This window comes from Methylobacterium bullatum (assembly GCF_014845095.1).
Taxonomy (GTDB): domain Bacteria; phylum Pseudomonadota; class Alphaproteobacteria; order Rhizobiales; family Beijerinckiaceae; genus Methylobacterium; species Methylobacterium bullatum.
Map to the genome: position 1 here is coordinate 78642 of NZ_NKUG01000070.1, position 26560 is coordinate 105201.

30 protein-coding genes are annotated in these 26560 nt (G+C 66.9%); 18 read left to right on the forward strand and 12 right to left on the reverse strand.

Annotated elements, in window-relative coordinates:
• The first annotated feature begins 80 nt into the window (after positions 1–80).
• The 5 genes from purL (at position 81) to MBTS_RS23760 (ending at position 4364) form a co-directional block, all read left to right on the forward strand.
• Positions 81–2300, forward strand: a complete 2220-nt coding sequence (gene purL, locus MBTS_RS10575) for a phosphoribosylformylglycinamidine synthase subunit PurL (RefSeq protein WP_192215581.1) — start codon at positions 81–83, stop codon at positions 2298–2300.
• 26 nt (positions 2301–2326) lie between these two features.
• Positions 2327–2563 (forward strand): BolA family protein, encoded by a 237-nt coding sequence (locus MBTS_RS10580; protein ID WP_018042619.1) that lies wholly within the window; start codon positions 2327–2329, stop codon positions 2561–2563.
• Between the two features lie 22 nt (positions 2564–2585).
• Positions 2586–3092 carry a DUF29 family protein gene (locus tag MBTS_RS10585; RefSeq protein ID WP_192215582.1) on the forward strand — a complete coding sequence of 169 codons (507 nt, stop codon included), beginning with the start codon at positions 2586–2588 and terminating at the stop codon, positions 3090–3092.
• Between the two features lie 45 nt (positions 3093–3137).
• Positions 3138–3479, forward strand: a complete 342-nt coding sequence (gene grxD / locus MBTS_RS10590) for a Grx4 family monothiol glutaredoxin (RefSeq protein ID WP_018042617.1) — start codon at positions 3138–3140, stop codon at positions 3477–3479.
• 489 nt (positions 3480–3968) lie between these two features.
• A complete protein-coding gene (locus MBTS_RS23760) occupies positions 3969–4364 on the forward strand; it encodes a hypothetical protein (protein ID WP_238253861.1) in 396 nt (131 codons plus the stop codon).
• 30 nt (positions 4365–4394) lie between these two features.
• Here the strand turns inward: MBTS_RS23760 and MBTS_RS10600 are convergent, their stop codons facing one another.
• A complete protein-coding gene (locus MBTS_RS10600) occupies positions 4395–5219 on the reverse strand; it encodes a hypothetical protein (protein WP_192215583.1) in 825 nt (274 codons plus the stop codon).
• 232 nt (positions 5220–5451) lie between these two features.
• Here MBTS_RS10600 and MBTS_RS10605 point away from each other — a divergent pair, with 232 nt between their 5' ends.
• Complete coding sequence (locus tag MBTS_RS10605) at positions 5452–5700, forward strand: porin (RefSeq protein WP_238253873.1); 249 nt, start codon at positions 5452–5454, stop codon at positions 5698–5700.
• 7 nt (positions 5701–5707) lie between these two features.
• On the opposite strand, the gene MBTS_RS10610 is transcribed toward MBTS_RS10605, so the two are convergent.
• From MBTS_RS10610 to MBTS_RS10620, 3 genes are read right to left on the reverse strand one after another with little or no spacing between them, the layout of a single operon-like run.
• Positions 5708–6196, reverse strand: a complete 489-nt coding sequence (locus MBTS_RS10610; protein ID WP_192215585.1) for a hypothetical protein — start codon at positions 6194–6196, stop codon at positions 5708–5710.
• Positions 6180–6599, reverse strand: a complete 420-nt coding sequence (locus MBTS_RS10615; RefSeq protein WP_192215586.1) for a rod-binding protein — start codon at positions 6597–6599, stop codon at positions 6180–6182. Before MBTS_RS10615 ends, MBTS_RS10610 begins: the two co-directional genes overlap by 17 nt.
• A gap of 40 nt (positions 6600–6639) precedes the next feature.
• On the reverse strand, positions 6640–7779 hold the full coding sequence (locus MBTS_RS10620; protein WP_192215587.1) for a flagellar basal body P-ring protein FlgI: 1140 nt from the start codon (positions 7777–7779) through the stop codon (positions 6640–6642).
• Between the two features lie 79 nt (positions 7780–7858).
• Between MBTS_RS10620 and MBTS_RS10625 the strand changes: the two genes are divergently transcribed.
• Together MBTS_RS10625 and MBTS_RS10630 are read left to right on the forward strand one after the other, a co-directional pair.
• Complete coding sequence (locus MBTS_RS10625; RefSeq protein ID WP_210322754.1) at positions 7859–8044, forward strand: hypothetical protein; 186 nt, start codon at positions 7859–7861, stop codon at positions 8042–8044.
• A gap of 16 nt (positions 8045–8060) precedes the next feature.
• Positions 8061–8492, forward strand: a complete 432-nt coding sequence (locus tag MBTS_RS10630) for a flagellar assembly protein FliX (RefSeq protein WP_056144193.1) — start codon at positions 8061–8063, stop codon at positions 8490–8492.
• Between the two features lie 37 nt (positions 8493–8529).
• Here the strand turns inward: MBTS_RS10630 and MBTS_RS10635 are convergent, their stop codons facing one another.
• A complete protein-coding gene (locus MBTS_RS10635) occupies positions 8530–11538 on the reverse strand; it encodes a PAS domain-containing protein (RefSeq protein ID WP_192215604.1) in 3009 nt (1002 codons plus the stop codon).
• A 480-nt stretch (positions 11539–12018) separates the two neighbouring features.
• Here MBTS_RS10635 and dksA point away from each other — a divergent pair, with 480 nt between their 5' ends.
• Together dksA and MBTS_RS10645 are read left to right on the forward strand one after the other, a co-directional pair.
• The gene (dksA, locus tag MBTS_RS10640) at positions 12019–12438 is read left to right on the forward strand and encodes an RNA polymerase-binding protein DksA (RefSeq protein WP_018042608.1); all 420 of its coding nucleotides are present in this window, start codon (positions 12019–12021) and stop codon (positions 12436–12438) included.
• Positions 12439–12644: 206 nt separating this feature from the next.
• The gene (locus tag MBTS_RS10645; protein ID WP_187273287.1) at positions 12645–12821 is read left to right on the forward strand and encodes a hypothetical protein; all 177 of its coding nucleotides are present in this window, start codon (positions 12645–12647) and stop codon (positions 12819–12821) included.
• A 277-nt stretch (positions 12822–13098) separates the two neighbouring features.
• On the opposite strand, the gene flgH is transcribed toward MBTS_RS10645, so the two are convergent.
• The 4 genes from flgH to flgF all read right to left on the reverse strand — a co-directional run bounded on the left by flgH (position 13099) and on the right by flgF (position 16578).
• Positions 13099–13851: a flagellar basal body L-ring protein FlgH gene (gene flgH, locus MBTS_RS10650; RefSeq protein WP_192215605.1), complete on the reverse strand. Its 753-nt coding sequence runs from the start codon at positions 13849–13851 to the stop codon at positions 13099–13101.
• A gap of 65 nt (positions 13852–13916) precedes the next feature.
• Positions 13917–14966 carry a flagellar basal body P-ring formation chaperone FlgA gene (flgA, locus tag MBTS_RS10655; RefSeq protein ID WP_192215589.1) on the reverse strand — a complete coding sequence of 350 codons (1050 nt, stop codon included), beginning with the start codon at positions 14964–14966 and terminating at the stop codon, positions 13917–13919.
• 67 nt (positions 14967–15033) lie between these two features.
• A complete protein-coding gene (flgG, locus tag MBTS_RS10660; RefSeq protein WP_018042604.1) occupies positions 15034–15825 on the reverse strand; it encodes a flagellar basal-body rod protein FlgG in 792 nt (263 codons plus the stop codon).
• A 12-nt stretch (positions 15826–15837) separates the two neighbouring features.
• A complete protein-coding gene (flgF, locus tag MBTS_RS10665) occupies positions 15838–16578 on the reverse strand; it encodes a flagellar basal-body rod protein FlgF (RefSeq protein WP_192215590.1) in 741 nt (246 codons plus the stop codon).
• A gap of 273 nt (positions 16579–16851) precedes the next feature.
• Between flgF and fliL the strand changes: the two genes are divergently transcribed.
• From fliL to MBTS_RS10695, 6 genes are all read left to right on the forward strand, one after another.
• Positions 16852–17349 carry a flagellar basal body-associated protein FliL gene (gene fliL / locus MBTS_RS10670; RefSeq protein WP_056144178.1) on the forward strand — a complete coding sequence of 166 codons (498 nt, stop codon included), beginning with the start codon at positions 16852–16854 and terminating at the stop codon, positions 17347–17349.
• Positions 17350–17372: 23 nt separating this feature from the next.
• Entirely contained in the window at positions 17373–18590 is a 1218-nt protein-coding gene (fliM, locus tag MBTS_RS10675) for a flagellar motor switch protein FliM (protein WP_018042601.1), read from the forward strand.
• Positions 18591–18597: 7 nt separating this feature from the next.
• Positions 18598–19113, forward strand: a complete 516-nt coding sequence (locus MBTS_RS10680) for a DUF6468 domain-containing protein (RefSeq protein WP_018042600.1) — start codon at positions 18598–18600, stop codon at positions 19111–19113.
• Positions 19110–19958 (forward strand): MotE family protein, encoded by an 849-nt coding sequence (locus MBTS_RS10685; protein WP_018042599.1) that lies wholly within the window; start codon positions 19110–19112, stop codon positions 19956–19958. Before MBTS_RS10680 ends, MBTS_RS10685 begins: the two co-directional genes overlap by 4 nt.
• A 169-nt stretch (positions 19959–20127) precedes the next feature.
• Positions 20128–20799: an invasion associated locus B family protein gene (locus tag MBTS_RS10690; RefSeq protein WP_156465607.1), complete on the forward strand. Its 672-nt coding sequence runs from the start codon at positions 20128–20130 to the stop codon at positions 20797–20799.
• Positions 20800–20846: 47 nt separating this feature from the next.
• Positions 20847–21221, forward strand: a complete 375-nt coding sequence (locus MBTS_RS10695; protein WP_056144167.1) for a hypothetical protein — start codon at positions 20847–20849, stop codon at positions 21219–21221.
• 75 nt (positions 21222–21296) lie between these two features.
• On the opposite strand, the gene MBTS_RS10700 is transcribed toward MBTS_RS10695, so the two are convergent.
• The 3 genes from MBTS_RS10700 to MBTS_RS10705 all read right to left on the reverse strand — a co-directional run bounded on the left by MBTS_RS10700 (position 21297) and on the right by MBTS_RS10705 (position 22143).
• Positions 21297–21509, reverse strand: coding sequence for a hypothetical protein (locus MBTS_RS10700; protein ID WP_026175717.1), 213 nt, complete (start codon positions 21507–21509; stop codon positions 21297–21299).
• The gene (locus tag MBTS_RS23995; RefSeq protein ID WP_018042593.1) at positions 21509–21634 is read right to left on the reverse strand and encodes a hypothetical protein; all 126 of its coding nucleotides are present in this window, start codon (positions 21632–21634) and stop codon (positions 21509–21511) included. The genes MBTS_RS10700 and MBTS_RS23995 overlap by 1 nt, the downstream gene beginning before the upstream one ends.
• Before the next feature lie 65 nt (positions 21635–21699).
• A complete protein-coding gene (locus MBTS_RS10705; RefSeq protein WP_192215591.1) occupies positions 21700–22143 on the reverse strand; it encodes a DMT family transporter in 444 nt (147 codons plus the stop codon).
• Positions 22144–22404: 261 nt separating this feature from the next.
• Here MBTS_RS10705 and MBTS_RS10710 point away from each other — a divergent pair, with 261 nt between their 5' ends.
• Positions 22405–22653, forward strand: a complete 249-nt coding sequence (locus MBTS_RS10710) for a hypothetical protein (RefSeq protein WP_018042591.1) — start codon at positions 22405–22407, stop codon at positions 22651–22653.
• Between the two features lie 437 nt (positions 22654–23090).
• Entirely contained in the window at positions 23091–26405 is a 3315-nt protein-coding gene (locus MBTS_RS10715; RefSeq protein ID WP_192215592.1) for a hypothetical protein, read from the forward strand.
• Positions 26406–26560 lie beyond the last annotated feature (155 nt).

Below are 26560 nucleotides of genomic sequence, written 5' to 3' on the forward strand. Positions count from 1 at the left end.
ACCGGACTTGGTGAACCTCGCAAACCCATTCCGAGATCGGGAGGGCTGCGACAGATACCTGAGCGGTCGAGAGGGGTCGCATGTTCCGCAACGATGTTCCGATCACACCGGAGCTGGTACGCCAGCATGGCCTGACGCCGGACGAGTACGAGCGCTTCCGTGGCCTGATCGGACGCGATCCGACCCTGACCGAGCTCGGCATCGTCTCGGCCATGTGGAACGAGCACTGCTCCTACAAGTCCTCGCGCAAGCACCTGCGCGGCCTGCCGACCTCGGCGCCATGGGTGATCCAGGGACCCGGCGAGAATGCCGGTATCATCGATATCGGAGACGGACTGGCCTGCGTCTTCAAGATGGAGAGTCACAACCACCCGAGCTTCATCGAGCCCTATCAGGGCGCAGCGACAGGGGTTGGCGGCATCCTGCGCGACGTGTTCACCATGGGGGCGCGGCCGATCGCGGCGCTGAACGCCCTGCGCTTCGGCTCTCCGGACCATCCCCGCACGCGCCACCTCGTCTCCGGTGTGGTGGCCGGCATCGGCGGCTACGGCAATTCCTTCGGCGTCCCAACCGTGGGCGGCGCCGTCGGTTTCCACCCGCGCTATGACGGCAACATCCTCGTCAACGCCATGGCGGTGGGCCTCGCCCGCACCGACGCGATCTTTTATGCGGCGGCAACAGGCGTCGGGAACCCAATCGTCTATCTCGGCTCTAAGACCGGCCGCGACGGCATCCACGGCGCCAGCATGGCCTCGGCTGAGTTCGACGACGCCTCCGAATCGAAGCGTCCCACGGTGCAGGTCGGCGACCCCTTCGCCGAGAAGCTGCTGCTCGAAGCCTGCCTCGAACTGATGGCGACGGGAGCCGTCATCGCGATCCAGGACATGGGTGCGGCCGGCCTCACCTGCTCGGCCGTCGAGATGGGCGCCAAGGGCGATCTCGGCGTAGAGCTCCACATCGAGAAGGTGCCGGCCCGCGAAGAGAACATGAGCGCCTACGAGATGATGCTCTCGGAGAGCCAGGAGCGCATGCTCATGGTGCTCAAGCCCGGCATGGAAGCGGAAGCCGAGGCCATTTTCGTGAAATGGGGCCTCGATTTCGCGATCATCGGGCACACCACCGATACTCTGCGCTTCGTGGTGAAGCATGACAGCGTCACGATGGCCGACCTGCCGATCAAGGAACTCGGCGACGAAGCCCCGCTCTACGACCGGCCGCACATCGCCAACACGCACCAGCCGGTGATCGCGGCCGCCGACGTGCCTGCGCCGATCGGCAATGCCGAGGCCCTGAAGAAGCTGGTCGGCTCCCCCGACCTCTCTTCGAAGCGCTGGGTCTACGAGCAGTACGACCACTTCATCGGCGGCAACACCGTGCAGAAGCCCGGTGGCGACGCCGCCATCGTTCGCGTCGAGGACGGACCCAAGGGGCTAGCCCTGACCGCCGACGTGACTCCGCGCTATTGCGAGGCGGACCCGGTGCAAGGCGGCCGGCAGGCCGTGGCGGAAGCCTGGCGCAACATCACGGCGGTGGGCGCCAAGCCTCTCGCCATCACCGACAACCTGAATTTCGGCAACCCGGAGAAGCCCGAGGTGATGGGGCAGCTCGTCGGCTGCCTCAAGGGCATCGGCGAGGCCTGCCTCGCCCTCGACTTCCCCGTCGTCTCCGGCAACGTCTCGCTGTACAACGAAACCAACGGCGTCGGCATCCTGCCGACCCCGACTATTGGCGGCGTCGGCCTTCTCGACGATGTCACGAAACACGCCACCATCTCGCTGAAGCGTGACGGCGATATGCTCGTCCTCGTGGGCGCCACGGAAGGCTGGCTCGGCCAATCGGTCTATCTCTCGGTGGTTTCCGGGCGCGAGGATGGTGCGCCGCCGCCGGTCGATCTCGCGGCAGAGCGCCGCAACGGCGATTTCGTGCGCAGCCTCATCGTCTCGGGCCTCGTCGACACCGTGCACGACCTCTCCGATGGCGGGCTTGCCGTGGCCCTCGCCGAAATGGCCATTGCCGGTGGTATCGGCGCGACCCTGCCGGATGCGCCCGCCGGTCTTCCCGCGCATGCCTATCTCTTTGGAGAGGACCAGGCCCGCTACCTCCTCAGCGTCGACCCGGAGAACGTGCCGGACCTTCTCTACAGCGCGAACGCGCAGGGTATTCCGGCCTCCGTCATCGGCTTAGCTGGAGGGCGAGATTTGACCTTGCCCGCTGGCGAAACCATATCCGTCTCGGATCTGCGCGAGGCGCATGAAGGCTGGCTGCCGACCTACATGGCGACCCGGCCTGCCACGGTCTGAACGTCACTCGAAAGGGATTGAGTCCGATGCCGATGGATGCGCGCGATATCGAGGCCATGATCCGTGAAGCGCTGCCCGACGCCACGATCGAGATCAAAGACCTGGCCGGCGACGGCGACCATTATGCCGCCACAGTCATCTCCTCGGCCTTCAAGGGTAAGACTCGCGTGGCGCAACACCAACTCGTCTACGGTGCGCTTCAGGGGCGGATGGGGGGCGTCCTGCACGCCCTTGCGCTCACCACCGGTGTCCCGCAAGATTAGGGGCGATCAACAGGGCGTCCCCATGGACCAGCCGAGCCTGTACGACGACATCGTGAGCGGGACCGAGCAACGGGCGTCGGCCTTGCGATCCCTCTCGCGACGTTCCGATCTGTCCAATATGCTGGACGGGGAGAATGTCGCCGAGGAGATCGAGAGAGTGGGTCGTTCGCAGGTCCAGACCGGTGAAGGCCTCCTCACTCAAAGCCCGGCGCATCTCTTAGAGCGGCGATCTTCGCCATGCACCCTCCCCGTGGAGCATTGGCGCAGGGAGGTTGAGGCCTTCCAGATCGGTGCCCGCGGACGTTGCGAACCTTCCATGTCGCAGCGTATCGACTGGTTCAACGGCTGGGCCGCAACCCAGGAACTAGCCAAGCCGGGACGGACCGCATACGGCAATACGCTGATCTCCAACTTGCCGTTTCAATGCTCCTTGGACGTGGCCGATCCCCTGGTCACCCCATTCTACATTGACGACGCGCTTTTGAGGATCGCCGAAACGACGATCTTGAAATCGCTGGAAAAACACTGACTTCAAGCGCTAGTTCCCCGCCTCAGTCCTGGAAAGGATATCTGCATGACCGACGTCAACGCCGCCATCAAGACCGAGATCGATTCCCAGGACGTCGTCGTGTTCATGAAGGGCACGCCACAGTTTCCGATGTGCGGCTTCTCCGGCCAAGTCGTGCAGATCCTCAATTACCTCGAAGTGCCGTTCAAGGGCGTGAACGTTCTCGACGACATGGCGATCCGCGACGGGATCAAGGCCTTTTCGAATTGGCCCACCATTCCGCAGATCTACGTCAAGGGCGAGTTCGTGGGCGGTTGCGATATCACCCGCGAGATGTTCCAGTCGGGAGAATTGCAGCAGTTCCTCACCGAGAAGGGTGTGGCTGTAAAGGCGACTGCAGTCGCCTGACGCGACCAAAGCTCAATGCTCAATGGCGATTAAGGGCGCGCGAGCGCCCTTTTTCGTGTCGCTCGCACTTTATCGGTACAGGAGCGCAACAGCCGATTTTACATCGAACCTTGGGCAGGGAGTCCTTCGGTACGAGGATGAGTAGCGATTGGCGACCCCATCTAAGGGCATCGCGGGCCACATCAGAGGGCCATCGAGTTTTTAGAATATTGAATAAAGTACATTGAAGACTAATATTTTCGGGTAAATTATCAATCTACGGTATCGATGTGATTAAATACCAAAAAATTTGCAGTGATTGTGTAGTATATTGGGCGAGGCGCCATTTTTAAATTTGAAAATGAATTGACGATAAATCTTTCTATTTAATTTTTTATGAAAATCTAAGACTTGTACCCCCGACGATTAGCTGAGTTTCAGATTGATTCGCCCATGATGGGGTGAGGCGGCTGACACTTGCTATACTTTTGGAGGAGGGCCTATTACAGATTGTATGAATCTGTAATCGAGTGTGTTGCCGCACTGCGAAAACTTCGTGGCGATGCAAAATGCAAATTAAGCGTAAACAATCGTGGAGTACGGGAACTTGTTGCCGGAATCCACATTGTCGGTTTATACGCACACAACGACCCATGCGAAGTTCGCACGGCTCAAGGTCCGGTGACCGCAATGCCAGTGTTTGAAGCAAAGAATCTGGATTCAGAATTCGAGGGGCAGGCTCTCCTCGCGGCCATTCTGTTCCCCACCCAGGAAGCGCAGGATCGGGCACTGACCCATGGCCGCAACCGCGCTGCACGCGGGTGCGCCATGGCTGATCCCCTCACTATTGAAGCGCGGTATCCGCATTCCCTGCGTGATCCAGAGATCGAAGTACAGCTGTCCTGATTCCGCGCATACTCGATATCGTCCGTCGGCTCACCAAGTTTGGCTGGTGATCAGGCCCTGTTTCGTTACAACCGCCCAGCTCCGCCCGCGTCTCTCGACTGAATCGACCTTGCCGACGCCTGGGATCGTGTCCCCTGGACCGACCTCCACGAGGCGATGACGACGGTCTTCGATGACAGCCACACCGTTATAGACCTCGCGCACAGCCCATCCATCGATGACAGCCGGTGTCGAAGCTCTTGCTTTGTCGGGAAGGGATCCGGTCTCCGTTGGCTCAGGCTGCTGAGGCTTGGCGGCTTGCGTCGCCGCCGCGGGAGCGGCCGGAGCGGGCGCCGCCGCTCGCTTGTCCAATTGCGACGTCAGAGCAGCGATTTTTGCCGTCTGGTCTCGCTCTGTTTGATCCTGCCGTTCGGCGAGGCTCGTGACTTTCGAAACGATAGCCTGTTCGGCCTTGCCGATCCGGTCGTTGAGGGCTCCGGACCGATTTTTCGCTTCGCTGCGGACAGACTCGGTAGCATCCTGCACCTGCGCGAGAACCTTTCCTAGCTTCTCGATCTCGGTCTGTAGACGGGCGACATCCGCCTGGCGGATTTCCAGACGGGATTGGATCTGCGCCAGCCGCTCCGAGGATGGATCGGATTTCGGCGAAACGAGGCTCATCGCTCCTGCGCCCACAGCGAGCCCGATCACGAGGGCCGCCGCCGCCACTCCGCCAAGAAGCGGGGAGATCGATGGCAGTCGCCGACGCTTCTCCGGCATCGGCGCGGGCTTCACCTTGGCGCCGCTAACGGCTTGTTTCAAAAGCGCTTCCGGCGACCGATCGGACTCCGCCGCCCCGATGACCTTATCCGCCATGTCTCAAGCTTCCCGTTTGACCGTGTCACCAATGATTAAGGACGTTTGTTTACCGAAAGGTTACCGTATGGCGGAGGGGAACCGGTATCGATCGTTCGCGGCCGAAAGGGTATAGCGAATTGTTCCGACGGAGCCTTGGGGAACGACACGCATGGTGAGGGCAACACTGGTCGGCAGCCTGGCTGTCTGCGTGCTCACGACCCTGACGTCTCTCGCTTTTGCGCTTGAGCCGATGAGGCCGCAACTGCAGCAGGCGGCAAAGCCTTGTCCCAGGCACGGCTCGGGGTTCATTCGCATTCCCGGCTCGGAAACCTGCATCCGCATTGGCGGACGGGCAACGACGGGGCTCGACCTACGCTCCCGCGAAGGCGACCCCGCCTCCCGATCGATCGCCGGGGGCCGGGTCGCCGTCGATACTCGCACGGAGACAGGTTATGGTCCGGTTCGGACCTATGTGCGGATCGGCGCGGGACAGCGTTGAAACGCTGTCAAAGGTTGCGCGACAGCACCAGGGGCTGGCTCCGACCCGCCGGTCCCTTGCCATAGGGAGACGGCGGCTGAGAGGGGCGTCCATACACGGTGGCCGTTCTCGAGCGGTTCATGTCGTCGGCCAGGGACTTGACCAGGCTTTCGGAGACCGTACGTGCCGTCGCCAGCACGATCTGACTGGTTTCCACCACCTGAGCGAAGCGCCGGTGGGCGGTTTTAAGCTCTTCGATGGATTCCGGAGCGAACCGCGCCAAGGCGATGGCATTGGCTTTGGCCACTTCCAGGCTCTGCATGTAGGTCGCCCCAAGGGCAGTCTTCCGCTCGGTCTGCGAGAGGCCCTGGCGAAGGCGCCCGACTCGAACGTGGCCTCCCTCCTCCGAGAGGATGTCCTCCAGCGCCTGCATCGTTTGCATGATGTGCGCGATCAGCGCATCTGCGCCGGCCTTGTCCGCGATGCGAAGAGATTTGGTTTCAGTTGCGGCTTGCATTTCCAGCCTCCTGCATCTTGATCATCTCGCGGTAGACCTGATCGGCGATGCCGACCCCCCCGCTCTTCGCCATTTGACCCGCATATTCCTTGGTCAGCATCGAGCGGTAAACCGCTCCGCCGGTGCCGTTGTCGCCGAGGGGGCCATCAGTGCCCTCCGAGGTGGCGAGCCGCTCCAGGGTCTGCTCCAGGAACATCGTCTCGAATTCGTTGGACGCCTTGCGAGCCTTGATCTCCGCCGGTGTCTTGGCCGTGGCCGCCGCTGCAAGTTTGCTATTTGCGGACGTCGACGCCGCCTTTGTCGTCTCGTCTTTCAGGCCATGACCCACCGACTTGGCGATATCGCCGACGATAGCCCGGCCGACGCCAATGGCGGCCTTGGCGGCGAGGGGGGCGAACAGCATGGTCAGCGCCTTTTGGGTGGGAGGAAGGAAAGGGGTTGCATCACATCACCTCGATATCGGCCTGGAGGGCGCCGGCGGCCTTGATGGCCTGGAGGATCGAGATCAGGTCGCGGGGCCCGACCCCCAATGCGTTGAGGCCGTCTACCAGCTCGCGCAGGGTGACGCCTTCCTTGACCATGGCGAGCTTGTTGCCGTCGCCGGTATCGACCTTGACGCCCGTGCGCGGCACGACGGTGGTGGTGCCATTGGAGAGGGGCGCTGGCTGGCTGACTTGCGGCTGCTCGGTGATGGTGACGGTCAGATTCCCCTGAGCAATGGCGACGGTGGATACGCGCACGTCGCGGCCCATGACGATGATGCCCGAGCGCTCGTCGACGACCACCCGTGCCGTCTGATCGGGCTCGATCTTCAGCTGCTCGATCTCGGTGACGAGGCGGATCATGTTGCCGTTGTACTTCGCCGGGATCTGCAGGGTGACGGTGGCTGGGTCGGTGGGTTCAGCGGTGTCGGCGCCCATGAAGTCGTTGATCGCGGCGGCGATCCGCTTCGAGGTGGTGAAGTCCGGGTTCCGCAGGGACAGGCGCAGGGAGCGCATGTCGTTCATCTTGAACGCCGTCTCCCGCTCGATCATCGCTCCGTTGGGCACGCGCCCGTTGGTGGGCACCCCGCGCGTGATCTTGGCGGCATCGCCCTCGGCCGAGAAGCCCGCGATGGCGACCGATCCCTGCGCCAGGGCGTAGACCTCGCCATCGGCGCCAAGGAGCGGCGTCACCAGCAGGGTGCCGCCCTGGAGGGATTTGGCGTCGCCCAGGGACGAGACCGTGATGTCGATCCGGTTTCCTTGTGTGGCGAAGGGCGGCAGGCTCGCCGTCACCATCACGGCCGCGAGGTTCTGGGTGCGCATGGTGGCCCCCCTCGTGTTGACCCCGAGCCGCTCGAGCATCGCCTGGAGGGACTGCCGGGTGAAGGGGATGTTGTTGAGGGTATCGCCGGTGCCGTTGAGGCCGACGACGATACCGTAGCCCACCAGCTGGTTCTGCCGCACGCCTTCGATGCTCGCGAGATCCTTCACCCGGGACAGGGCGAAAGCCTGGCCGCTCAAGCCGAAGACCAGCGCCAGCAGCGCCGCGCCGCAGGTGAGGAGTGCCGATTGGAAGGTCCGGGCGGTCGCGATTGGCATGATGCGCTTTGCTGGTCGGCGGGGCATGTCGTGGACGTTGGACATGCCGGATGGTCTGCCAGGACCATGCCAACCGGCCATGTCGGTCAAGCATCTGACAAAAAACGCTTATTTTTCGAGCTGGCGTTTCCCGTACTCGGGTTGGGAACCGCTTTCCCTGCCGACCCGGCAGCTTCTGCCCGGTCGTTTACGGATGGTTAACCATCGAGGGCGGATTCTGCTGGGCGAAACGATCGTCGTGCCGATGCGCGAAGCGACGCCCTGATTTTCGGAGACGGCTCATGCGCGTCGATAACCGCCTCGTCTCCCACGCCTCGGCCTCTGCCTCGCCCGCCCTGCGTAAGACGGATGCGTCCTCTTCCTTCCTGCTTGGCGGTGACGCAGCCGCCACCACCTCTTCGGCCACCACCGCACCCACCACCTCCCTGGCGGGGCTCGACGCGATCCTGACCCTGCAGGGTCAGGGCGAGCAGCCCGGCGAGCGCCGCCGTCGCTTCGCCAAGCGTGGCCACGACCTGCTCGACGGTCTCGACCGGCTGAAGGCTTCCCTGGTGATGGGAAGGGTTTCGACGCGTGAACTCCAAGCCATCGCGAGCCGACTCTCGGAGCGTGCCGGGTCCAGCGGCGATCCGCGCCTCGACGGGCTCATCGCCGATATCGAGCTGCGCGCAGCGGTGGAACTCGCCAAGCTTTCGGCCGCTCAAGCCACCTGACGGGGCCTGCCGTCAGAAGCGAAAGCCTTCTGGCGCTTCAGGTTTCCATCATCTCGCGGATGCGCCCGGCCAGGATCTCCACCGGAAACGGCTTGGTGATCATCTGCATGCCCGGATCGAGCTGGCCGTTGCCGAAGATGGCGTTCTCGGCATAGCCGGTAATGAACAGCACCTTCAGATTGGGGCGGGTTTCGCGGGCCTGATCGGCCAGCTGGCGACCGTTGAGGCCGGGAAGGCCGACATCGGTCACGAGCAGGTCCACACGCTCCTGGGTGAGCAGGATCTTCAGGCCGGACAGGCCGTCCGGGGCCGAGATCGCGCGGTAGCCAAGGTCTTCCAGCACATCGACGATGAGGTCGCGCACCACCCCCTCGTCTTCGACCACGAGGACCGTCTCCCCCGCACCGAGACGGGCCGCCTCCGTGATGGTGTCCGCCGTGCCTGGCTCCGGGACCGCTTCGACGGAGCGGGGCAGGTAGAGCTTCACCGCCGTACCGTGCCCGACCTGCGAGTCGATCTTGGCATGGCCGTCCGACTGCCGGGCGAAGCCGTAGATCATCGACAGGCCGAGGCCGGTCCCCTGCCCCAGGGGCTTCGTGGTGAAGAACGGGTCGAAGGCCCGGGCGATGACGTCGGCCGGCATGCCGGTGCCGGTATCCGATACGACGATGCGGACATACGCGCCCGGCTCCACCCCCGGATGCAGTCGGGCATAGGCGCGGTCGAGTTCGGAATTGCTGGTTTCGATGCGCAGACGGCCGCCATCCGGCATGGCATCGCGGGCATTGATGGCGAGGTTGAGGATCGCGTTCTCGAGCTGGTGGGGATCGCACAGGGTCGCCCACAGCCCCTCCCCCATGACGATGTCGAGGGAGATCGTCTCGCCGATCGTCCGGCGCAGAAGGTCTTCGAGGGATGCGATCAGGGCGTTGGCGTCGACCAGCTTCGGATCGAGCGGCTGGCGCCTGGCGAAGGCGAGGAGCCGGTGGGTCAGCGCGGCGGCCCGGTTGGCGGAGGACATCGCCGCCTTGGCGTAGCGTTCGATATTGTCCATCCGGCCCTGCGACAAACGGGTCTGCATCAGGTCGAGGGAGCCGACGATCCCGGTGAGCAAGTTGTTGAAATCGTGAGCGATCCCGCCGGTGAGCTGGCCCACGGCCTCCATCTTCTGGGCCTGACGCAAGGCGTCCTCGGCGAGTGCGAGGGCGGCCGCCTGCTCGCGCTCGGCCGTGGTGTTGCGGCCGCTGGCATAGATCCGCCCGTCCTCGAACGCGCCCGTCCAGGCGAACCAGCGGTAGCTGCCGTCGGCGTGGCGCAGCCGGAACTCGAAGGGGTCGGTGAGCGGTTCGGCGACGATGGCCGAGAAGGTCGCGCAGACGGCGTCGCGGTCGTCGGGATGGGCGAGATCCGCAAAGGACCGGCCGGCGAGATCGTCGGATGTCCAGCCGAGAAGGGTCGTCCAGGCGGTGTTGATCGCCGCGATCCGGCTGTCCGCTTCCGTGACCATCAGCAGATCCTGCGACAGGCGCCAGGCCCGGTCGCGCTCCTGGGTCCGCTCCTGGACTTCCTGGGTCCGGGCCTGGACCTGTTGTTCCAGCGTCTCGTTCAGGCGTCTCAGCGCATCTTCGGCGAGCGCGCGGTCGGTGACGTCGTGCCCCTCGGCGAAGATGCCGGTGACGCTGCCGTCGGCCTCCGTGATCGGCTGATAGACGAGGTTGAGGATGCGCTGTTCGAGGCCGCCATCTTGTCCGGCCTGGATCGTCACCGGCATGTTCCGGCCGATGAAGGGCCTGCCCGTCGCGTAGACCTCGTCGAGAAGCTCGAAGAAGCCTTGTCCCTCGACCTCCGGCAACGCCTCGCGGACGCCGATCCCGATGATGTCGCGATGCCCGACGAGCTGGAGATAGGCCTCGTTGGTGTACTCGAACACGTGCGAGGGTCCGCTCAGGACGCACATGAAGCCGGGTGCGTCCTGGAACAGGGTGCGCATGCGGTCGCGCTCCGCCGTCCTCTGCCGGACTTCCGAGAGGAGGGCCTCGTTGGCCTGCCTCAGGGCTTCGGCCGCCTCCTGACGCATGCGAACGGCTTCGGCGAGGACAGCGTTGCGCTCGCGCTCGGCCTCATAGGCCGAGACGCTGGCGAGGCTCGACGAGATCTGTCCGGCCAAGAGCTTGAGAAAGCTCAGGTAATCGGCATCGATGGGCCGGTGCGGGTTCAGCCCCACCGTGACGATGCCCAGCGGCGCGCTTCCACCCTGTCCGACCAGGGGCAGGCTCACCGCCTGCGCGGGTGGCCTCGCCCAGTCGCCGGTCGGCCAGTTCTGGGCCGGATCGAGATCGACGATCGTCTCGTGTCCCGAGCCGTCGAGCAAGTCCGCGAGGGGGCCGGCGGGATCGATGACCTCCGGCAGGGCGGCATGGTCCGCCGACATCCCGGTGGCGGCGGCGAGACGGGCGAGGCTGCCCCCGTCGTAGAGATGGATGGCACTGAAGGGCAGATCGCGACGGGCCTCGCCGAGGCTGGCCTCCACCGCCCGCAGGACGTCGGAGCGGCTTTCCGCCCGAGCGAGACTCTCGCCGAGGAGACGCAGGATTCCGAGGCGCCGTTCGCTGATGACGCGGTTCGTCTCTTCGCTGACCGCGCAGAACAGGCCACCCACCGTTCCGTCGTCGGCGAGGACCGGGCTGTAGGAAAAAGTGTGATAGGTTTCCTCGGGATAGCCGTTGCGCTCGAGGAGCAGCAGCAGCCCGCGATCCCAGGTCGCCTCGCCGTCCTCGTAGACGCTGCGGATGCGCGCCTCGATATCGTCCCAGATCTCGGCCCAGAGGATCTTGGTGGGTTTCGCGAGGGATTCCGGGTGCTTGAGGCCGAGCGTCGGGCGATAGGCGTCGTTGTAGAAGAACGCGATCTCCGGCCCCCAGCCGAGCCACATCTCGAACCGCGAGGTCAGGAGGATGCGCAGGGCGACCTTCAGCGCCTCGGGCCAGCGTTCCGGCGGCCCAAGGGGGGTCTGGGACCAGTCCTTGGCCCGCATCAGGGCCGCCATCTCGCTCGAGCCGACGAAGATGTCCGAATGTCCGGCGATGGGCTTCGGCAAGGTTCGGCTTTCCGGCACTCTCAGGGCCTCGGTTTCGCGCGGCGGGCGAGATCACGCGGCCGGTCCGGGGACCGACGTGAAACGACCCTATAGGTTACGGCGCACCGGCCGCAAACCGGCCTCTCCCAATCGTCCGATGGTATTCGCGAAGGGGGCGGGCCACCGCCATCCGACGGGTTTTCGACCGCCATGCGACGGGGCTTCGCACCGCCATCCGGCCTGGTTTCCGCCCGAACGCCAAGCGCGGCGCGTTCGTCTCGGGGTGTCGCCTGGCGGATGCACCCGTTGCGTGTTTGTCGCAGGGGGCACGCAACACCGAATCCGAGGGGGGTAGGACCAACGGGTGCGTTGTAGTGTCGGGCGCCCTCAAGTATAGGCACGCGAAACATCGCCGCGTACCGGCTGTGACGGACTTGCGAAGGGGCGAGGATGGCGACAGTCAAGATCGACGACGGTTACGTGCCGTCCGAGGACGAGCCGTTCATGAACGAGCGGCAACGTGAGTATTTCCGCCGTAAGCTGGTGGGATGGAAAGCCGACATTCTGCGCGAAGCGCAGGATACGCTCGTGGCACTTCAAACCGAAAACGAGAATCATCCGGATCTGGCCGACCGGGCCTCGTCGGAGACCGACCGGGCGATCGAGTTGCGGGCCCGCGACCGCCAGCGCAAGCTCACCGGCAAGATCGACGCGGCGTTGGCCCGGATCGAGGACCGAAGCTACGGATATTGCGAGGAGACCGGCGAGCCGATCTCCCTGAAGCGCCTCGACGCCCGTCCCATCGCAACCTTGTCGCTGGAGGCGCAGGAGCGCCACGAGCGGCGCGAGCGCGTCTATCGCGACGAGTAGCGTCGATGGTGTAGCCCATCGAACGGACCTGTCGCGACCGCCGGTCGTCGTGACAGGTTTCGGCGGTCGCCCCTGAAGTTCTAGATCCTGAATACCTCGCCGAGCATTCAACAGAAGCTTGGCCTTAAACGATAATTGCTCGCCCGGAACCTTCGTCCTGTTGTCACGATTACTGATACGACGTCGCGTCGATCAAGGATCCCGACATGGACAATGAAGTTCTGATCCTCGTGCTTGCCCTCGCAACCTTCGCGCTCGTCGTCGGGGTGGCGTTGTGGCAGCGCGCCCGCGTCGCCAAGCTGAAGAACGACCCCGAACGCTCGGCCTTCGTCGACAATCACGGAACCGCACCGCGCCCCAACCGGCCCGGTACCGAGCATTGACCGGGACGGTCCCTCTGGGCTGGTCGACGGGATTTATTTACGCACCGTCGTCGATCTTGCGGGCCGCGCGCGTTCCCTAGCTCGGAAGGCACCGGGTCCACGCCTCTCTTCGACGGCCGTTCCTCTTCCAAGACGGTTCGACCTGAGGCGTGGCGCGCTTCCTCTCATTCCAAGAGAGGGGACCCGTGCTGCCCGCGAGATATGTGACTATCGTAGCCCGACATGTGCAGGTTCCACGACGCAGAACCCAAGACCGTCCGGGCGAACTGGCTCAGCCTCAGAACGGCAGCAGGATGTCGACGAGCTGCTGGCCGTAGCGGGGCTGCTGCACGTCGGTGATCTGGCCGCGGCCGCCATAGGCGATGCGGGCCTGGGCGATCTTGGAGGAATCGATCGTGTTGTCGGATTCGATATCCTCCGGCCTCACCACGCCGGCGACGATGAGTTCGCGCACCTCGAAGTTGATGCGGATTTCCTGCTTGCCCTCCACCACGAGGTTCCCGTTGGGCAGGACCTGATTGACGATGGCGGCGATGTTGGTCGTCACCGTCTCGTTGCGCTGGACCGACCCCGAACCATCGCTCGACGAGGTCGACGTCCCGGCGAGGAGCTTGTCCGGGCTGATCCCGGCGGCGGCGACGGCGGCGCTGCTCTCCAGGCCGAACGCGTTGGGGAGCCCCATGCCTTCCGCGTTGGAGCGGGAGCGCTTCGTCTCGTTGTTCAGGTTGGCCCTGTCGGTGACGTTGACCTTGATCGTCACGAGGTCGCCGATCCGGGCGGCGCGCTGATCCTTGAAGAAGGCGCGCGATCCCGTCCGCCACAGCGAATTGGGTGCGTAGGAGACGGGCTGCACGTCCGGCATGGGCAGGCGCACCGGGCGGTAGCCCGGCTGCGAGGTCGGATCCTCGATGGAGGAGAGCGCCGGGGTGGCGCCGACCTGCGAGAGCCGGTCCACCGTGTTGCAGGCGCCCAGGGCCGCGCAGGCCACCAGGATCGCCGCGAGGGAGAGCGGCGTCTTGATGAGGGGCATGGAACGGACGGTCATGGAGCGGTTGGTCATGGGAGCCAGCTTTTCTCGTGAGGATCGGGGCGGTGTCAGCGGCCGGCGTCGAACGCCGCACTGGCCTGGCGGCCGATGCTGGCGGAGGAGCTGACCGAGACGCGGCCGGGGCCGATCACGGTGGCGGCGAGGGTCTTCTTGGAAGCGGGATTGGTGACGGTGATCGCCGCGCCCAGACGCCCGTTCTCGTTGGCCTGTCCGCGCAGGGAGAGGTTGAGGCCGGGCGAATCGAACACGATGGTCACGGCCTCGCCGCGCTGGACGAGATCCGCCGGAGCGATGTCACCGGAGCGGAGGATGGAGCCGGCGCTCAGGCTGCGCTGGGCGATCTGACCGACGGCGACCACCGACCCGGCCTGGGCATCCGGGGGCGTCGCCTCGCGGGGGCGGCGCTCGACGGTGACGTCGCCGGCCGTCACGGTGTCGCCGCGGTTGAGCGTGCGGGAGAGGATCTGGACCTCGCGGATTTCCTGCACCAACCCGGCGACGCGCAGGGAGGCCTGGCGCTCGCCCAGGGTGATGAGGGCGGCGACCCGCTTCAGGCGCGGATCGTAGGTGACGTCGAGGGCCGCCGCCTGCCCGTCGAGGTCGAGGGGCGCCAGCAGGACGGTGTTCTCGCCGTCGAGGCGGAGGGCGAGGTTGCGTGGGTCGAGGCCGTAGGCCGTCTCCAGCACGCGCTTGATGGCCGCCTCGATCTCCGTGGGGCCGACACGCCGGGCGGCACGCTGCACCGAGACCTGGTTCCGGCCGCCGGTCTCGATCTCGCCGAGGCCGAGGGGGGCCACCGCATCGGCGATGCGGCGGGCCTGGATCGTCCCCGACGCGCCTAGCGCCGGGGCGCGGAACAGCGGGCGCCGCGCCAGATCCGCCGGCGCCCCTTCCACCAGATCGCCCAGCGTCAGGATATCGCCGCGCGCGGTGACGTCGCCGCGCAGGCGCAGCCGCTGGCCGGGCTCCTCGGCGAGAACCTGGACCGTCATGAAGCCGAGGGCCGCGAGCGCGAGGAACGTGCGCACGACGATGCCGGGCGTGAGCGTGCCGACGCGGCGCGGCTGGGCGGTGGGGATCTGTCTCAGGGCGAACATGGCGCGACGCTTTCGGAGGCGGGCTGAAACGGAGAGGCGAAGCGGGAACGTCAGGCCGGACGAACCGTCAGGCGCGGAACATCTGCGAGGTCGTGGAGAGCATCTGGTCGGCCGCCGTGACGACCTTCGAATTCATCTCGTAGGCACGCTGCGCGGCGATCAGCGACGAGATCTCGGTGACGGCGTTGACGTTCGCCTCTTCGAGATAGCTCTGCTGCAGGTTGCCGAAGCCCTCCGAGCCCGGCAGGCCGTTGATGGCGGGGCCGGAGGCGGCGGTCTCGACGAACAGGTTGTCGCCGATGGATTCGAGGCCGACCTTGTTCACGAAGCGGGCGAGCTGGAACTGGCCGAGATTCTGCGGCGCGGTCTGCCCCGGCACCGTCGCCTGGATCGAGCCCTGCGCGCTGATCGTGACGCTGGTGGCGTTGTTGGGCACCGTGATGCCCGGATCCACGAGGTAGCCGTCGCGGGTGACGAGCTGGCCCTGGGCCGAGAGGTCGAACGACCCGTCGCGGCTATAGGCGGTGCGGCCGTCGGGCATGGTCACCCGGAACAGGCCCTCGCCGCGGATGGCGACGTCGTATTCCTTCTCCGTCGAGGCGAGCGGCCCCTGCGACATCGTCCGGGCGGTGGAGGTCGTCTTCACGCCCGACCCGAGGGCGAGGCCGGCGGGAAGCTGCGTGTTCTGGTCCGAGGTGGACGAGCCGGCCCGGCGCAGGTTCTGGTAGAGCAGGTCCTGGAAATGGGCCGTCTGCCGCTTGTAGCCGGTGGTGCGCAGGTTCGCGATGTTGTTCGAGATGACCTGGACGTTGAGTTCCTGGGCCGCCATGCCCGTGGCGGCTGCGTAGAGGGCGCGCATCGCCTGGGTTCCTTACGCGACGTCGGCGAGGCGGCGGATCGCCGTGCCCCGCAACTCGTCCAGGCGCGAGATCACGCCCGAGACCATGGTGTAGGTGCGGTTCACGTCCATCAGCCGGGTCATCTCGATGACCGGCTTGACGTTGGAGCGTTCGAGGGCACCCGATTCGAGGCGGCCGTTGATGCCGGCGGCCACCGGAACCGCCGCCGACCCGTAGAGGTTGGCGCCCTCGTTGGTGAGCGCCTGCGGGTTGGCGAAGGTCACCATCCGCACGCGTCCGCGGATGCCGAGATTGGTGGAGACCGTGCCGTCCGGCCCGATGGAGAGGCCGGTCTCCTGGGCGTTGATCTGGATCGGGCCGCCCTCGCCCTGCACGGCGTAGCCGTCGCTGGTGACGAGATTGCCCTGGGGGTCGGTCTCGAACGCGCCGTTGCGGGTGTAGCGGTCGCCGTTCGGGGTGCGGACCACGAGGAAGGCCTCGCCGCGCACCGCGACGTGGAGCGGATTGCCGGTCTGCTCGATCGGTCCCTGGGCGAGGTCGAGGGTCGTGCCCTGGTCGATGACGTAGGAGACGCGCCGGTCTGGCCGATGGAACGAGTCGGCGCTCGCCACCGGCATCAGGTATTCCTGGAACCGCGAGCTGCGGCCCTTGAAGCCCGTGGTGGAGACGTTCGCCATGTTGTTGGCGATCACGTCGAGCTCACGCTGCAGGGCGACCTGACTGGAGACTCCGACAAACAGCGCGTTCTGCATGGATCGAATAAGCCTTGGGCTGCGGCGACGTTAAGGTTACCCGCACGGCCCGTGCCATCTCCAAAAAATCTGAAAAGATTAGTGAAACCAATATGTTGTGGCGAAGAGAGGCCGGTCGCACCGTCCTCCCGCCGCATCCCCGCGGCAAGAACCACCCGGCAGGTTTTGCCGCCTTAACGAGACGTTAACCGTAACCTTGGATACATCCCTCCACGGGGTCGCGGGGGCTCAGCGCCGGTCGCACCCTGGGACAAGATTCGATGGGGGCGATCCATGGCCAAGAAGCCCAAGACGGCCCCCGCCGCGGACGGGGAGGACGCCGGAGGCGAAGCCCCTAAAGGCGGGAAGAAGAAGATCATCATGATCGGCGCGGCGGTGCTGGTGCTGGCCGGCGGCGGCGGGTTCTTCATGATGAAGAAGAAGGGCGGCGACGATCACGCCGCCGTGGAGGTGAAGAAGCCCCTGGTCTTCCTCGAAGTGCGCGAGATGGTGGTCAACCTCGCCAACGAGCCCGGCCAGGACAAGCCGCGCACGGCCAAGGTGAAGGTCTCCCTCGAACTCAAGGACGCCAAGGTGGAGGGCGAGGTGAAGCCGCTGATGCCGCGCATCGAGGACACCTTCCAGGTCTACATGCGCGAGTTGCGCCCGAGCGACCTCGCCGGCTCGGCCGGATTGTACCGGCTCCGCGAGGAACTGCTCCGCCGGGTCAACGTCGCGATCCATCCGGCACGGGCCGAGGCCGTGCTCTTCAAGGACGTGATCGTCCAGTAACCCCCATCGGTGTCGAGACGGTCATGGCAGGTCCCGAAGACGAGGTCGAAGAGGACGATTGGGCAGCCGCCCTGATCGCGCAGAACGCCGAAGGCGGCGAGACCTCGCTGGCCGACGAGTGGGGCGCGGCGCTGGCCGAGCAGGGCACGAGCACGCATGCGAGCGACGTCGCCGCCGAATGGGCGACGATGATCGAGGACGGGGAGACCGACAATCTCCCCGAACTCGCCGGCAACGACCGCATCCTCAACCAGGACGAGATCGACGGCGTCCTCGGCTTCTCCTTGCGCGAATTGTCGGCCTCGGGTGCCGGCGGTGTCCGCGCCATCGTGGATTCGGGCGTCGTCCAGTACGAACGCCTGCCGATGCTGGAAATCGTCTTCGACCGGATGATCCGGTTGTTGTCGACGAGCCTGCGCAACTTCTTCCAGGACAACGTCGAGGTCACCCTCGACAACATCACCTCGGTCCGCTTCGGCGATTATCTCAATGCCATTCCGCTGCCGACCCTGCTCGGGGTGTTCCGGGCCGATGCCTGGGAGAATTCCGGCCTCGTCACGGTGGAATCGAACCTCGCCTACTCCACCCTCGACCTGCTGCTCGGCGGCAAGCGCGGCGGCTCGGCGACCCGGCTCGACGGGCGTCCGTTCACGACCATCGAGATGCAGCTGGTGCGGCGCCTCGTGGAGATCATCCTCAGCGATCTCGAACTCTCGTTCCAGCCGCTCTCCCCGGTGCGCTTCGGCATCGACCGGATCGAGACCAACCCGCGCTTCGCCACGATCACCCGGCCGGCCAACGCCGCCATCCTGATCACCCTGAAGCTCGACATGGACGGCCGCGGCGGCCAGCTCCAGATCCTGTTTCCCTACGCCACCATCGAGCCGATCCGTGAACTGCTCATGCAGAGCTTCATGGGCGAGAAGCTCGGCCGCGACCACACCTGGGAAAGCCACCTCGCCACCGAGATCTGGCAGGCCGACGCCACCATGGAGGCGGTCCTCCACGAGATGATGCTGCCTCTGAAGAAGGTGCTGTCCCTGAAGGTCGGCGACACGCTGATGTTCGACACCAAGCCCACCGACCTCGTCAACGTCCGCTGCGGCGACTGGGCCCTGACGCAGGGGCGCATCGGCCGTGTCGACGACAACATCTCGGTGCAACTCACGCGGCCGCTCCGGCGCTCGCGCACCACGTTCCAGGCCTTCGAGGCCTCCATGAACAACCGCAACGACGGGTGACCCGCGCATGAGCCTCCTCGTCACTCTCGCCGCCGACGTCCTCGTCGCCATCCTCCTCGTGGCCAGCATCGTCTCGTCCGTGCGCCTCAGCCGGCGCATCACCCGGATGAAGGCCGACGAGGCGGCCCTGCGCCAGACCATCGGCGATCTCGTGGTGGCGAGCTCCACCGCCGAGCGGGCGATCATCGGCCTGCGCGCCACCCTCGACGAGTGCGACCGGACCCTGGCCGACCGCCTCGGCACGGCGGAGCGCTACGCCGCCGACCTGTCCGCCCACGTCCAGGCCGGCGAGACCGTGATCGCCCGCATCTCCGCCATCGTCTCCCATTCGCAGCCCTCGCGGGTGGCCGTGGTGCCCCCCGTCGAGATCCGCCCCTCCGAGATCCGCGCCGCGCCGGTGGAGGCCGGGGACACGAAGGCCGCGCCGTCGAGCCCCAACGGTGAGCGCCTCGGCGCTGCCGCCGCCGCCGCCCTCGCCATGTCCGAGCGGGCGCTCGGCCGCCTGCGGAGCCGCGCCGCATGACGACGCCCCGCTCCCTCGTCCGCGCGGGACAGACCCGCCTGGGAAAGCTCCGCACCGGCCGGCCCGGCGCCGCACAGGCGCGTCCCTACAAGCTGCGGCTGATCGATGCGGTGACGCTGGCGGCCGTGGGCCTCCTCGTGCTCAAGCTCGGCGCCATCGCCGTCGACGATCTGGGGCCGAGCCCGGCCTCGGCCGACGCGCAGCTGCCGGAGTTCGCGCGGGTCCTCGCCAAGGCCCGGACCAATTACGAACTGCCGGACCCGCAGACCACCGGGTCCGTGACGCCCAAGGAACCGGAAAAGCCCGCGGCCGAACCGGAGCCGCCCGCGCCGCGCCCCCCGCCTCCCCCGGAGCCGATGCCGGCCAGCGAGCGCGCCATCCTCGAAAAGCTCTCGGCCCGGCGCGACGCCCTCAAGCAGCGCGACGAGACCCTGAGCCTGCGCGAGCAGATGCTCGGAACCGCCGAGCGCAAGCTCGAAGAGGGCGTCAAGGATCTCAAGCGCAACGAGGACAGGCCCGACGGCGCCGCCGCGCAGCAGGCCGAGGCCGAGAGGATGGGCCTGAAGAACATCGTCACCATGTACGAGACGATGAAACCGAAGGACGCCGCCCGCGTCTTCGATCGCCTCTCCCTCGACGTGCTGGTGCCCATCGTCCTGGCGATGAATCCGCGCAAGATGGCCGACGTGCTGGCGCTGATGCAGTCGGAACCCGCCGAGAAGCTCACCGTGGCGCTCGCCAACCGCGCGCGCGGCCAGACGCCGACGCAGCAGCCCGTCGTCATGGGGCTCGGCCCCAACGAACTGCCGGCCATCGACCAGGGCGGCCAGGATAGGCGTCGCTGACCCGGACGGTCGAGCGGGGTAGACGGGGCTCGCGGGCAAATTCGGCAAGGACGGCCGGGTCGGATTGCCGGTGGGCGACGAATCGCGATGCCGGCGGGTCCATTGCGCTCGCGGGCCGGGAGGGCTAGGCGGCAGGTCTGATTTCGTTCGAATGCCGGATGCCCGCTCGATGCGTTGGAGACATGTTTTGCCCGTGGTCGGCGTGATGTCGTTCGCCGCGATCACCGCCTGGAACGGTGCTTCGGCGCAGGAGGCCGCGCCGGAGCAGGACGCACCGGCCGCCTCCGACGCGCCGGCGAAGCCCAAACCCAAGCCGAAGCCGAAGCCCGCGCCGAAAGCCCCCGCCCCGGTCGCCGCTGCGCCCGCCGCCGTAGCCCCGGCCAAGGCGATCTGGCCGGAAGGCGCCAGTGCGCTGAGCGAGAGCTATGGCGATTGGAGCATCAATTGCTCCCGCGAGAACCAGGTCTCGATCTGCTCGGTGGTGCAGGCCCAGGGCTCGAAGCGCGAGAACCGCCGCGAATTCGCCATCGAGTTGAAGCCGCCCGCGAACGATCGCACCGACGGGCTGATCCTGATGCCGTTCGGATTCCAGATCGAGGCCGGGTTGAGCTTCAAGATCGACGACGCGGTTCTCGGCAAGGGCGCGCCCTATTACACCTGCAGCTCGGAAGGCTGCCTCGTGCCGGTGAGCCTGCCGACCCTGGCCACCGACACGATGAAGACCGCCAAGAACCTGCTCATCCTCGCCCCGAAGCAGGACGCCACCGAACCCACGACGATCACCGTGCCGCTCAACGGCTTCGGTGCCGCCCTCGCGAGGGCCAGCGCACTCTCGCACTGACGGCAAACAGTCGGGCGACGGGACAGACAGGTAGGAACACGCCACCCATGAAGCAGATCGTGCTCGCCTCGCTCCTGTTGGGGACCCTGACGGCTCCCCTCGCCGCCCAGCCCGCGCCGGATGCGCCCCCGCCGCCGGACACCAAGGAGGAGCGGCAGAAGAACACCGCCGCCAAGCTCGCCGGGCTGCTCCAGTTCGTCTCGGCCTCCTGCCCCGAATCGAAGCCGAACTACGAGACGTTCAAGACGGTGGTGCGCGGCCTCGGCATCGAGCCGGATGCCCTGGCGGGCGGCGAGCTGATCCTGCGGGTCAAAGCCTATGCCGACGTCTACGGCAAGGATGTGCCGGCCAATTGCGCCAAGGCCGTCGCCAATTTCGGCGAGACCGGCACGATCATTCCGGGGCTCGTCGTCAAGAAATGACGGGGTCGGGTGGTCTCCCGATCCAACCGCCGGACTGAGTACTCCGGCAAGATCGAGCGGAGGGACGCGCGGGCGTCAGCGCTTCTGCGTCGCGGTGATGGACGCGTCGGGGCAGTTCGGCAGGATCGCCTTGCCGACCGTGTTGTTCGGATCGCAGGCCGGGACGGCGGGGGCTCCGCCATTCTCGGCCCGTTCGGTGCGAAGCGCCTCGAAATTCCAGACGCCCACCCAGATCACCGCGAGGATCGCGACGAGACCCAGCAGCACCAGGGGCATCAGGCGACGCATCAGCGCGGCGCCGTCTGCTGGACGGGGGCGGTATGCGCCGTGTCGCCGTTGCGGACGAAGGCATACAGGATCCCGACCGCGAGGATCGCGACGACGGCGATGAGGACGGGGAAGTAACGGTGCATGGGTCTTCCTGGTTGAGAGTAGCGCTATAACGGCGGACACCGTCGAAACGGTTCAGCCGGGCGGACTAGAAAGTCGCCACGAGGGCGACGCCTGCGATCATCAGCAGACCGCCTGCGATCCGCCACAGGGTCGCCGGGTGGCGTTCGAAGCCGATCCAGCCGAAATGATCGATCAGGATCGAGGTGACGACGCCCGCCGTCACCAGCATTCCGAGGAACGGGGCGGCCCCGATCTGGCGGGCCACCATGAGCTGCGCCACGACGATGCCGCCCCCGAGCACGCCGCCGAACCAGGCCCACCAGGGCACGTCCAAAACCTGGGCGGCGGACGGCAGGGTCAGCTTGCCCGAGACGAGGCCGGCGAGCGTGATGCAGGCGGCCGTTCCCGCCGCGACGACGAGGCCGGCGCTCAGGGATCCGCCGAAGCTCTTGGCCAGAGCGCCGTTCTGTCCCGCCTGCACGGCGTTCGCGATGCCCGCGAGAAGAACGGCGCCGTACAGATACCACATCGGTTTCCGGCTCCGTCGAGTGACCCCTCTATCTAGGGCGGCCACGGCCGGGGGTGGTGCGACATCTGCGGCCTGCCCGTTTCGGGGATGATTTGGCTGGGGTCGGGCGTCTATCCCATACCCTCCGCCCCGAGGGGGATTGTCTGACTTCCCCCGTCCGGTTCGCGCCGGGCGGGGTCTTTACCGTCGCGGTCTTCGTTCTCCCGTCATGGATATTCCGGGTCGTTCTGGCGTTGGCCCACCGGATCGACAGGAGAATTCATGAAGACCTTGGCCCTCACTTTTTGCGCCCTCGCCGTCTCGTCGCTCGCCCTCGCGCAGATGACGACCTCCGCCGATGCGCGCTCGCGCCATTCCAAGCGCGGATTTGGAACCCATAGCCTCTCGAACAACACCGGCGGCCGTCGCGGGCGGGACAGTTCCGCGGCGAGCGGCAATTCCAGCCAGCCCTCGCGCCGGTCCGGGGCCGGAAGCGCCGGTGGCGGCAGTGGCGGAACCGGCGGGATGTAGGCCGGAACCGCTCTTCGGTCGTCGCCCGGCGTCGGATGGGCCGGCCTCCACCCGGCCCGCGACATCGACGCGCGAGCCGCCTCGGCAGTGGACATGTCCGTTTCCCGATGTGGTAAATGTGGGATGTCACATGGTAAAGTTGCGGTCTTCCTCCCAAGGAAGGTCCTTCTGAACACCTCCCCGCCCGGCGAAAGCCGGCGCGGGGTTTTTTTGATCGGACATCGGCGGAAGGCCATCGTTCCGGGGGGAATCCAGGGGGCGCGCAGTTTCGAGACATCGCGCCGAGCGGGCGTTAGGCGGGCGTTAGCCTCGACAGTGGAGACTCGCCGGCGGTGTAGCGTGTCGCGGGAATCGGTTTCGGATTCTCCGGGCAATCCGGTGTGGCGTGACGTTCGATGGGAATGGGGGCCGAAATCGCGAGACGACGGCGCCGGCTCATGGCGGGCTTCGTCGCGACCTCGATCCTCGGCGGGACGCTGGTCTCGGGCAGCGAGGCCGAGGCGGCACGCCTCCTCACCCTGAAGGCGAACCAGGTCGGGCGCTACGCCCGGATCGCCATGACGTTCGATTCGGCGGTTCCGGTGAAGGCCCGGATCTCCGGCCTCGTCCTGCTGGTGAATTTCGGTGAGCCCAGCACGTCTGCGCCCGAGAAGATCGCGGGCGAGATCCCCGATTTCGTCACCATGGTCCGGCGGGACCCCGACGGGACCGGCCTGCGCATCGCCCTGCAGAAGCCGTATCGCCTCAACGTCCAGACGGCGGGCGAACACGTCTTCGTGGACCTGCTGCCCGAAGACTGGTCCGGGCTCCCTCCTCCGCTGCCGCCCGAGATCGTGGCCGAACTCGTCCGCCGGGCGCAGATCGCGGAAGCCGCCATGCGCGCGGCCAAGCCCGTCATCGAGCCGAAGCGCCTGCCCCTCGAACTCTCGCGCCTGCCGACCCTGACCCGGCTCAGCCTGCGGCTCGCACCGGAGACGACCGCGCGGTTCGACGAGGCCGGATTGGCGACGCGGCTGACGATTCCCGGTGCTTGGCGCATCGACGACCTCGCGCCCCGTGGGCGCACCAAGCCCGCCATCGAGGCTCTGTCCGTCGAGAACGACGGTGAGGGCGCCCGCCTGCTGGTGACGCCCGCCGCCGGCTACGAGATCCGCACCGGACGGGACGAGGACGGCGTGACGCTGGACGTCTTCCGCAAGGCCGCGCCCCCGGATGCCAAAGCTTCGGATATCAAGCCATCCGCGGCGGACGTGAAGGCCGCGGCGGGGGACGCATCGTCCAAACCCGCGACGGCGCCGGTGAGCGCCGCGCAGGCCAAACCGGCCGGCATGCCGGCGCCCACTCTTCCGCAGAAGACCGTCGTCCTGCGCCCGGCCGGACCCGGCCTCGCCTTTCCGTTCCAGCGCCAGCCGGCGGCGGCCCTGTTCGAGCGGGCCGGCATCGCCACCCTGGTCTTCGAGACGCCCGAGACGGTCGCCGTCCCCCCCGGAGATCCGGTCTTCGATCTCGTCAGTCAGCCCCGGCGGCAGGGTGCCTTCGTCTCCCTGAGCTTCAAGGTTCCCCGCGAGCGGCTCCTCGATCTCGTCCCCATCGGCGATGCGGATGCGCCCACCGGCTGGGAACTCGTGGCCGGTGAGAATCTGTCGGCGAGCGAAACGCTGTCCGCGATCCGCAACACGGAAGCGAGCGGCCGCATCGGCATCGGCATCCGCCTGCCCCACCCCGGCGGGGCGACCTGGATCGAACGGGGCGGCGAGCGGATCGGCGTGGTGACCGGCTATGGCCCGAAGCCCGCCGGCATCCCCAAGCGGCAGGCCTTCGTGGATTTCGAGCTGCTGCCGAGCCGCCAGGGCGTCGCCGTCCTCGCCAAGGCCGACGATCTCCTCGTGCGGCCGGACATGGACGGCGTCGTGATCGCCCGCGAAGGCGGCATGGCGGTCTCGGGGGTCGCGCGCCCGGCCGAACCGGCCCTCACCGCCGTGAGCGACCTCGCCATCGAGCGCCAGCCCTGGGACGCGGCGCGGAGCGGCAATATCGGCGAGAACCTGCGGGAGCAGTTGAACGCCGTGGTCGACGCGCCGCGCCCGGCGCGCGGACCGCTGAGGCTCGCCCTGGCGCGGAGCATGCTCGCCAACGGCCTCGGCCTGGAAGCCCTCGGCGTCCTTCAGGTGGCGGCCAGCGAAGATCCGGTGATGGCCGGACAGCGCGAACTCGCCATCCTCACCGCCGTGGCGAACGCGCAGATGGCCCGTTACGCCGATGCGCGGAAGGCCCTCGACTCCGAATACTTGCGGGCCGACCCGGAGGCGCGGCTGTGGAAGGGCTATCTCGATGCCAAGGCGGGGCGCTGGCCCATCGCCGATACGGCGTTCCGGGATACGGCGGGCATCATCGAGCGCTATCCCGACGACCTGCAGAGCCTGCTTCGCTCGGTTGCGGCGGAGGCCGCCATCGAGACCGGCGACTGGGCCACCGCGAGCCAGCAGATCACCACCGCGCAGGCGCGCGCGTCCGACCGCTCGGTCTCGGACCGCCTGGCTTTCCTGCGTGCGCGGATCGACGAGGTGACGGGCCAGACGAGCGCGGCGCTCGATACCTATCAGCGATTGTCCGACACGGCGGACCGGCCGACCGCCGCCGTGGCGACCCTGCGCGGCACCGTCCTCGCCCATGCCCTCGGCAAGATGCCGGTGGCCGAGGCCATCGAACGGCTGGAAACGCTCCTCCTCACCTGGCATGGCGACGAGATCGAGCAGAGGACGATCGCAGGGCTCTCCAAGCTGAACATGGAAGCCGGGCGCTGGCGCCAGGCTTTCGCCGCCTCGCGCAAGGCGGATGCGCTGGCGCCCGGATCGGCGATCAGCCGCGAGCTCCACGACAGTGCCCAGGACCTGTTCGACGACCTCTTCCTCACCGAGAAGGGGGCGCGGATGTCCGGCGTGGAGGCGCTGGCGCTGTATTTCGATTTCAAGGATTTCGCGCCGATCGGCCGGCGCGGCGACGAGATCGTGCGCCGCCTCGCCGACAAGCTGGTGGAACTCGACCTGCTCGATTCGGCGGGTGAACTGCTGCAGCATCAGGTCGATCACCGTCTCACCGGCCCGGCCCGCGCCAGCGTCGCCGCGCGGCTGGCGACCATCCGGATGATGGACGAGAAGCCGCTCCAGGCGCTCCAGGTCATCGACGCCACCTATCAGCCGGAATTGCCCGAGGATCTGCGCCGTGCCCGCGCGCTCATCCGGGCGCGCGCCCTGTCCGACCTGTCGCGCACCGATCTCGCCCTGGAGACCATCGAGGCGGAGACCGGCGCCGACGTGGAGCGGCTGCGCGCGGACATTCTCTGGAGCGGCCGGCGCTGGCGCGAGGCGGGCGAGGCGCACGAGGCCATGGTCGGCGAGGCCTGGCGACTGCGCAAACCCCTCGACGATGCCATGCGCTCCGACATCATCCGCTCGGCCATAGCCTACGGCCTGTCGAACGAGTCCCTCGGGCTGGAGCGCCTGAGGGCGAAGTTCGCCGAGCCCATGGCCGAGAGCGCCGACGCCCGCACCTTCGCCTTGCTCACCCAGCCGAACGCGGTGCGGAGCCAGGCTTTCCGCGAGATCGCGCAGCGGGCCACCAAGGCGGAGACCCTCCAGGCTTTCCTGAAGGAATATCGCAAGCGCTACCCGGAGATGTCGGTGCCGCAACCGGCGAATGCCGGTGGCGAGCAGGCCGAGGCGCAAGGCGGCGAGCCGTCACCGAAGGGCTGAGGCCCACCGTTCCACCTTGGCTACGATATTCACACATCTCGCGGGCAGCGCAGGTCCCCTCTCCTTCCAGGAGAGGGAGCCCGTGGCGCCTCACGTCGGACCCTCTTGGATAGGGCGAACAGCCGTCGAGCAGGTGCGGGAAGCGAGTAGTCCAC

Coding starts and splice junctions, on each gene's coding strand:
- purL (WP_192215581.1), top strand. CDS start 81: ATGTTCCGCAACGATGTTCCGATCACACCGGAGCTGGTACGCCAGCAT.
- MBTS_RS10580 (WP_018042619.1), top strand. CDS start 2,327: ATGCCGATGGATGCGCGCGATATCGAGGCCATGATCCGTGAAGCGCTG.
- MBTS_RS10585 (WP_192215582.1), top strand. CDS start 2,586: ATGGACCAGCCGAGCCTGTACGACGACATCGTGAGCGGGACCGAGCAA.
- grxD (WP_018042617.1), top strand. CDS start 3,138: ATGACCGACGTCAACGCCGCCATCAAGACCGAGATCGATTCCCAGGAC.
- MBTS_RS10600 (WP_192215583.1), bottom strand. CDS start 5,219: ATGGCGGATAAGGTCATCGGGGCGGCGGAGTCCGATCGGTCGCCGGAA.
- MBTS_RS10605 (WP_238253873.1), top strand. CDS start 5,452: ATGAGGCCGCAACTGCAGCAGGCGGCAAAGCCTTGTCCCAGGCACGGC.
- MBTS_RS10610 (WP_192215585.1), bottom strand. CDS start 6,196: ATGCAAGCCGCAACTGAAACCAAATCTCTTCGCATCGCGGACAAGGCC.
- MBTS_RS10615 (WP_192215586.1), bottom strand. CDS start 6,599: ATGCTGTTCGCCCCCCTCGCCGCCAAGGCCGCCATTGGCGTCGGCCGG.
- MBTS_RS10620 (WP_192215587.1), bottom strand. CDS start 7,779: ATGCCAATCGCGACCGCCCGGACCTTCCAATCGGCACTCCTCACCTGC.
- MBTS_RS10625 (WP_210322754.1), top strand. CDS start 7,859: ATGTCGGTCAAGCATCTGACAAAAAACGCTTATTTTTCGAGCTGGCGT.
- MBTS_RS10630 (WP_056144193.1), top strand. CDS start 8,061: ATGCGCGTCGATAACCGCCTCGTCTCCCACGCCTCGGCCTCTGCCTCG.
- MBTS_RS10635 (WP_192215604.1), bottom strand. CDS start 11,538: ATGGCGGCCCTGATGCGGGCCAAGGACTGGTCCCAGACCCCCCTTGGG.
- dksA (WP_018042608.1), top strand. CDS start 12,019: ATGGCGACAGTCAAGATCGACGACGGTTACGTGCCGTCCGAGGACGAG.
- MBTS_RS10645 (WP_187273287.1), top strand. CDS start 12,645: ATGGACAATGAAGTTCTGATCCTCGTGCTTGCCCTCGCAACCTTCGCG.
- flgH (WP_192215605.1), bottom strand. CDS start 13,851: ATGCCCCTCATCAAGACGCCGCTCTCCCTCGCGGCGATCCTGGTGGCC.
- flgA (WP_192215589.1), bottom strand. CDS start 14,966: ATGTTCGCCCTGAGACAGATCCCCACCGCCCAGCCGCGCCGCGTCGGC.
- flgG (WP_018042604.1), bottom strand. CDS start 15,825: ATGCGCGCCCTCTACGCAGCCGCCACGGGCATGGCGGCCCAGGAACTC.
- flgF (WP_192215590.1), bottom strand. CDS start 16,578: ATGCAGAACGCGCTGTTTGTCGGAGTCTCCAGTCAGGTCGCCCTGCAG.
- fliL (WP_056144178.1), top strand. CDS start 16,852: ATGGCCAAGAAGCCCAAGACGGCCCCCGCCGCGGACGGGGAGGACGCC.
- fliM (WP_018042601.1), top strand. CDS start 17,373: ATGGCAGGTCCCGAAGACGAGGTCGAAGAGGACGATTGGGCAGCCGCC.
- MBTS_RS10680 (WP_018042600.1), top strand. CDS start 18,598: ATGAGCCTCCTCGTCACTCTCGCCGCCGACGTCCTCGTCGCCATCCTC.
- MBTS_RS10685 (WP_018042599.1), top strand. CDS start 19,110: ATGACGACGCCCCGCTCCCTCGTCCGCGCGGGACAGACCCGCCTGGGA.
- MBTS_RS10690 (WP_156465607.1), top strand. CDS start 20,128: ATGCGTTGGAGACATGTTTTGCCCGTGGTCGGCGTGATGTCGTTCGCC.
- MBTS_RS10695 (WP_056144167.1), top strand. CDS start 20,847: ATGAAGCAGATCGTGCTCGCCTCGCTCCTGTTGGGGACCCTGACGGCT.
- MBTS_RS10700 (WP_026175717.1), bottom strand. CDS start 21,509: ATGCGTCGCCTGATGCCCCTGGTGCTGCTGGGTCTCGTCGCGATCCTC.
- MBTS_RS23995 (WP_018042593.1), bottom strand. CDS start 21,634: ATGCACCGTTACTTCCCCGTCCTCATCGCCGTCGTCGCGATCCTCGCG.
- MBTS_RS10705 (WP_192215591.1), bottom strand. CDS start 22,143: ATGTGGTATCTGTACGGCGCCGTTCTTCTCGCGGGCATCGCGAACGCC.
- MBTS_RS10710 (WP_018042591.1), top strand. CDS start 22,405: ATGAAGACCTTGGCCCTCACTTTTTGCGCCCTCGCCGTCTCGTCGCTC.
- MBTS_RS10715 (WP_192215592.1), top strand. CDS start 23,091: ATGGCGGGCTTCGTCGCGACCTCGATCCTCGGCGGGACGCTGGTCTCG.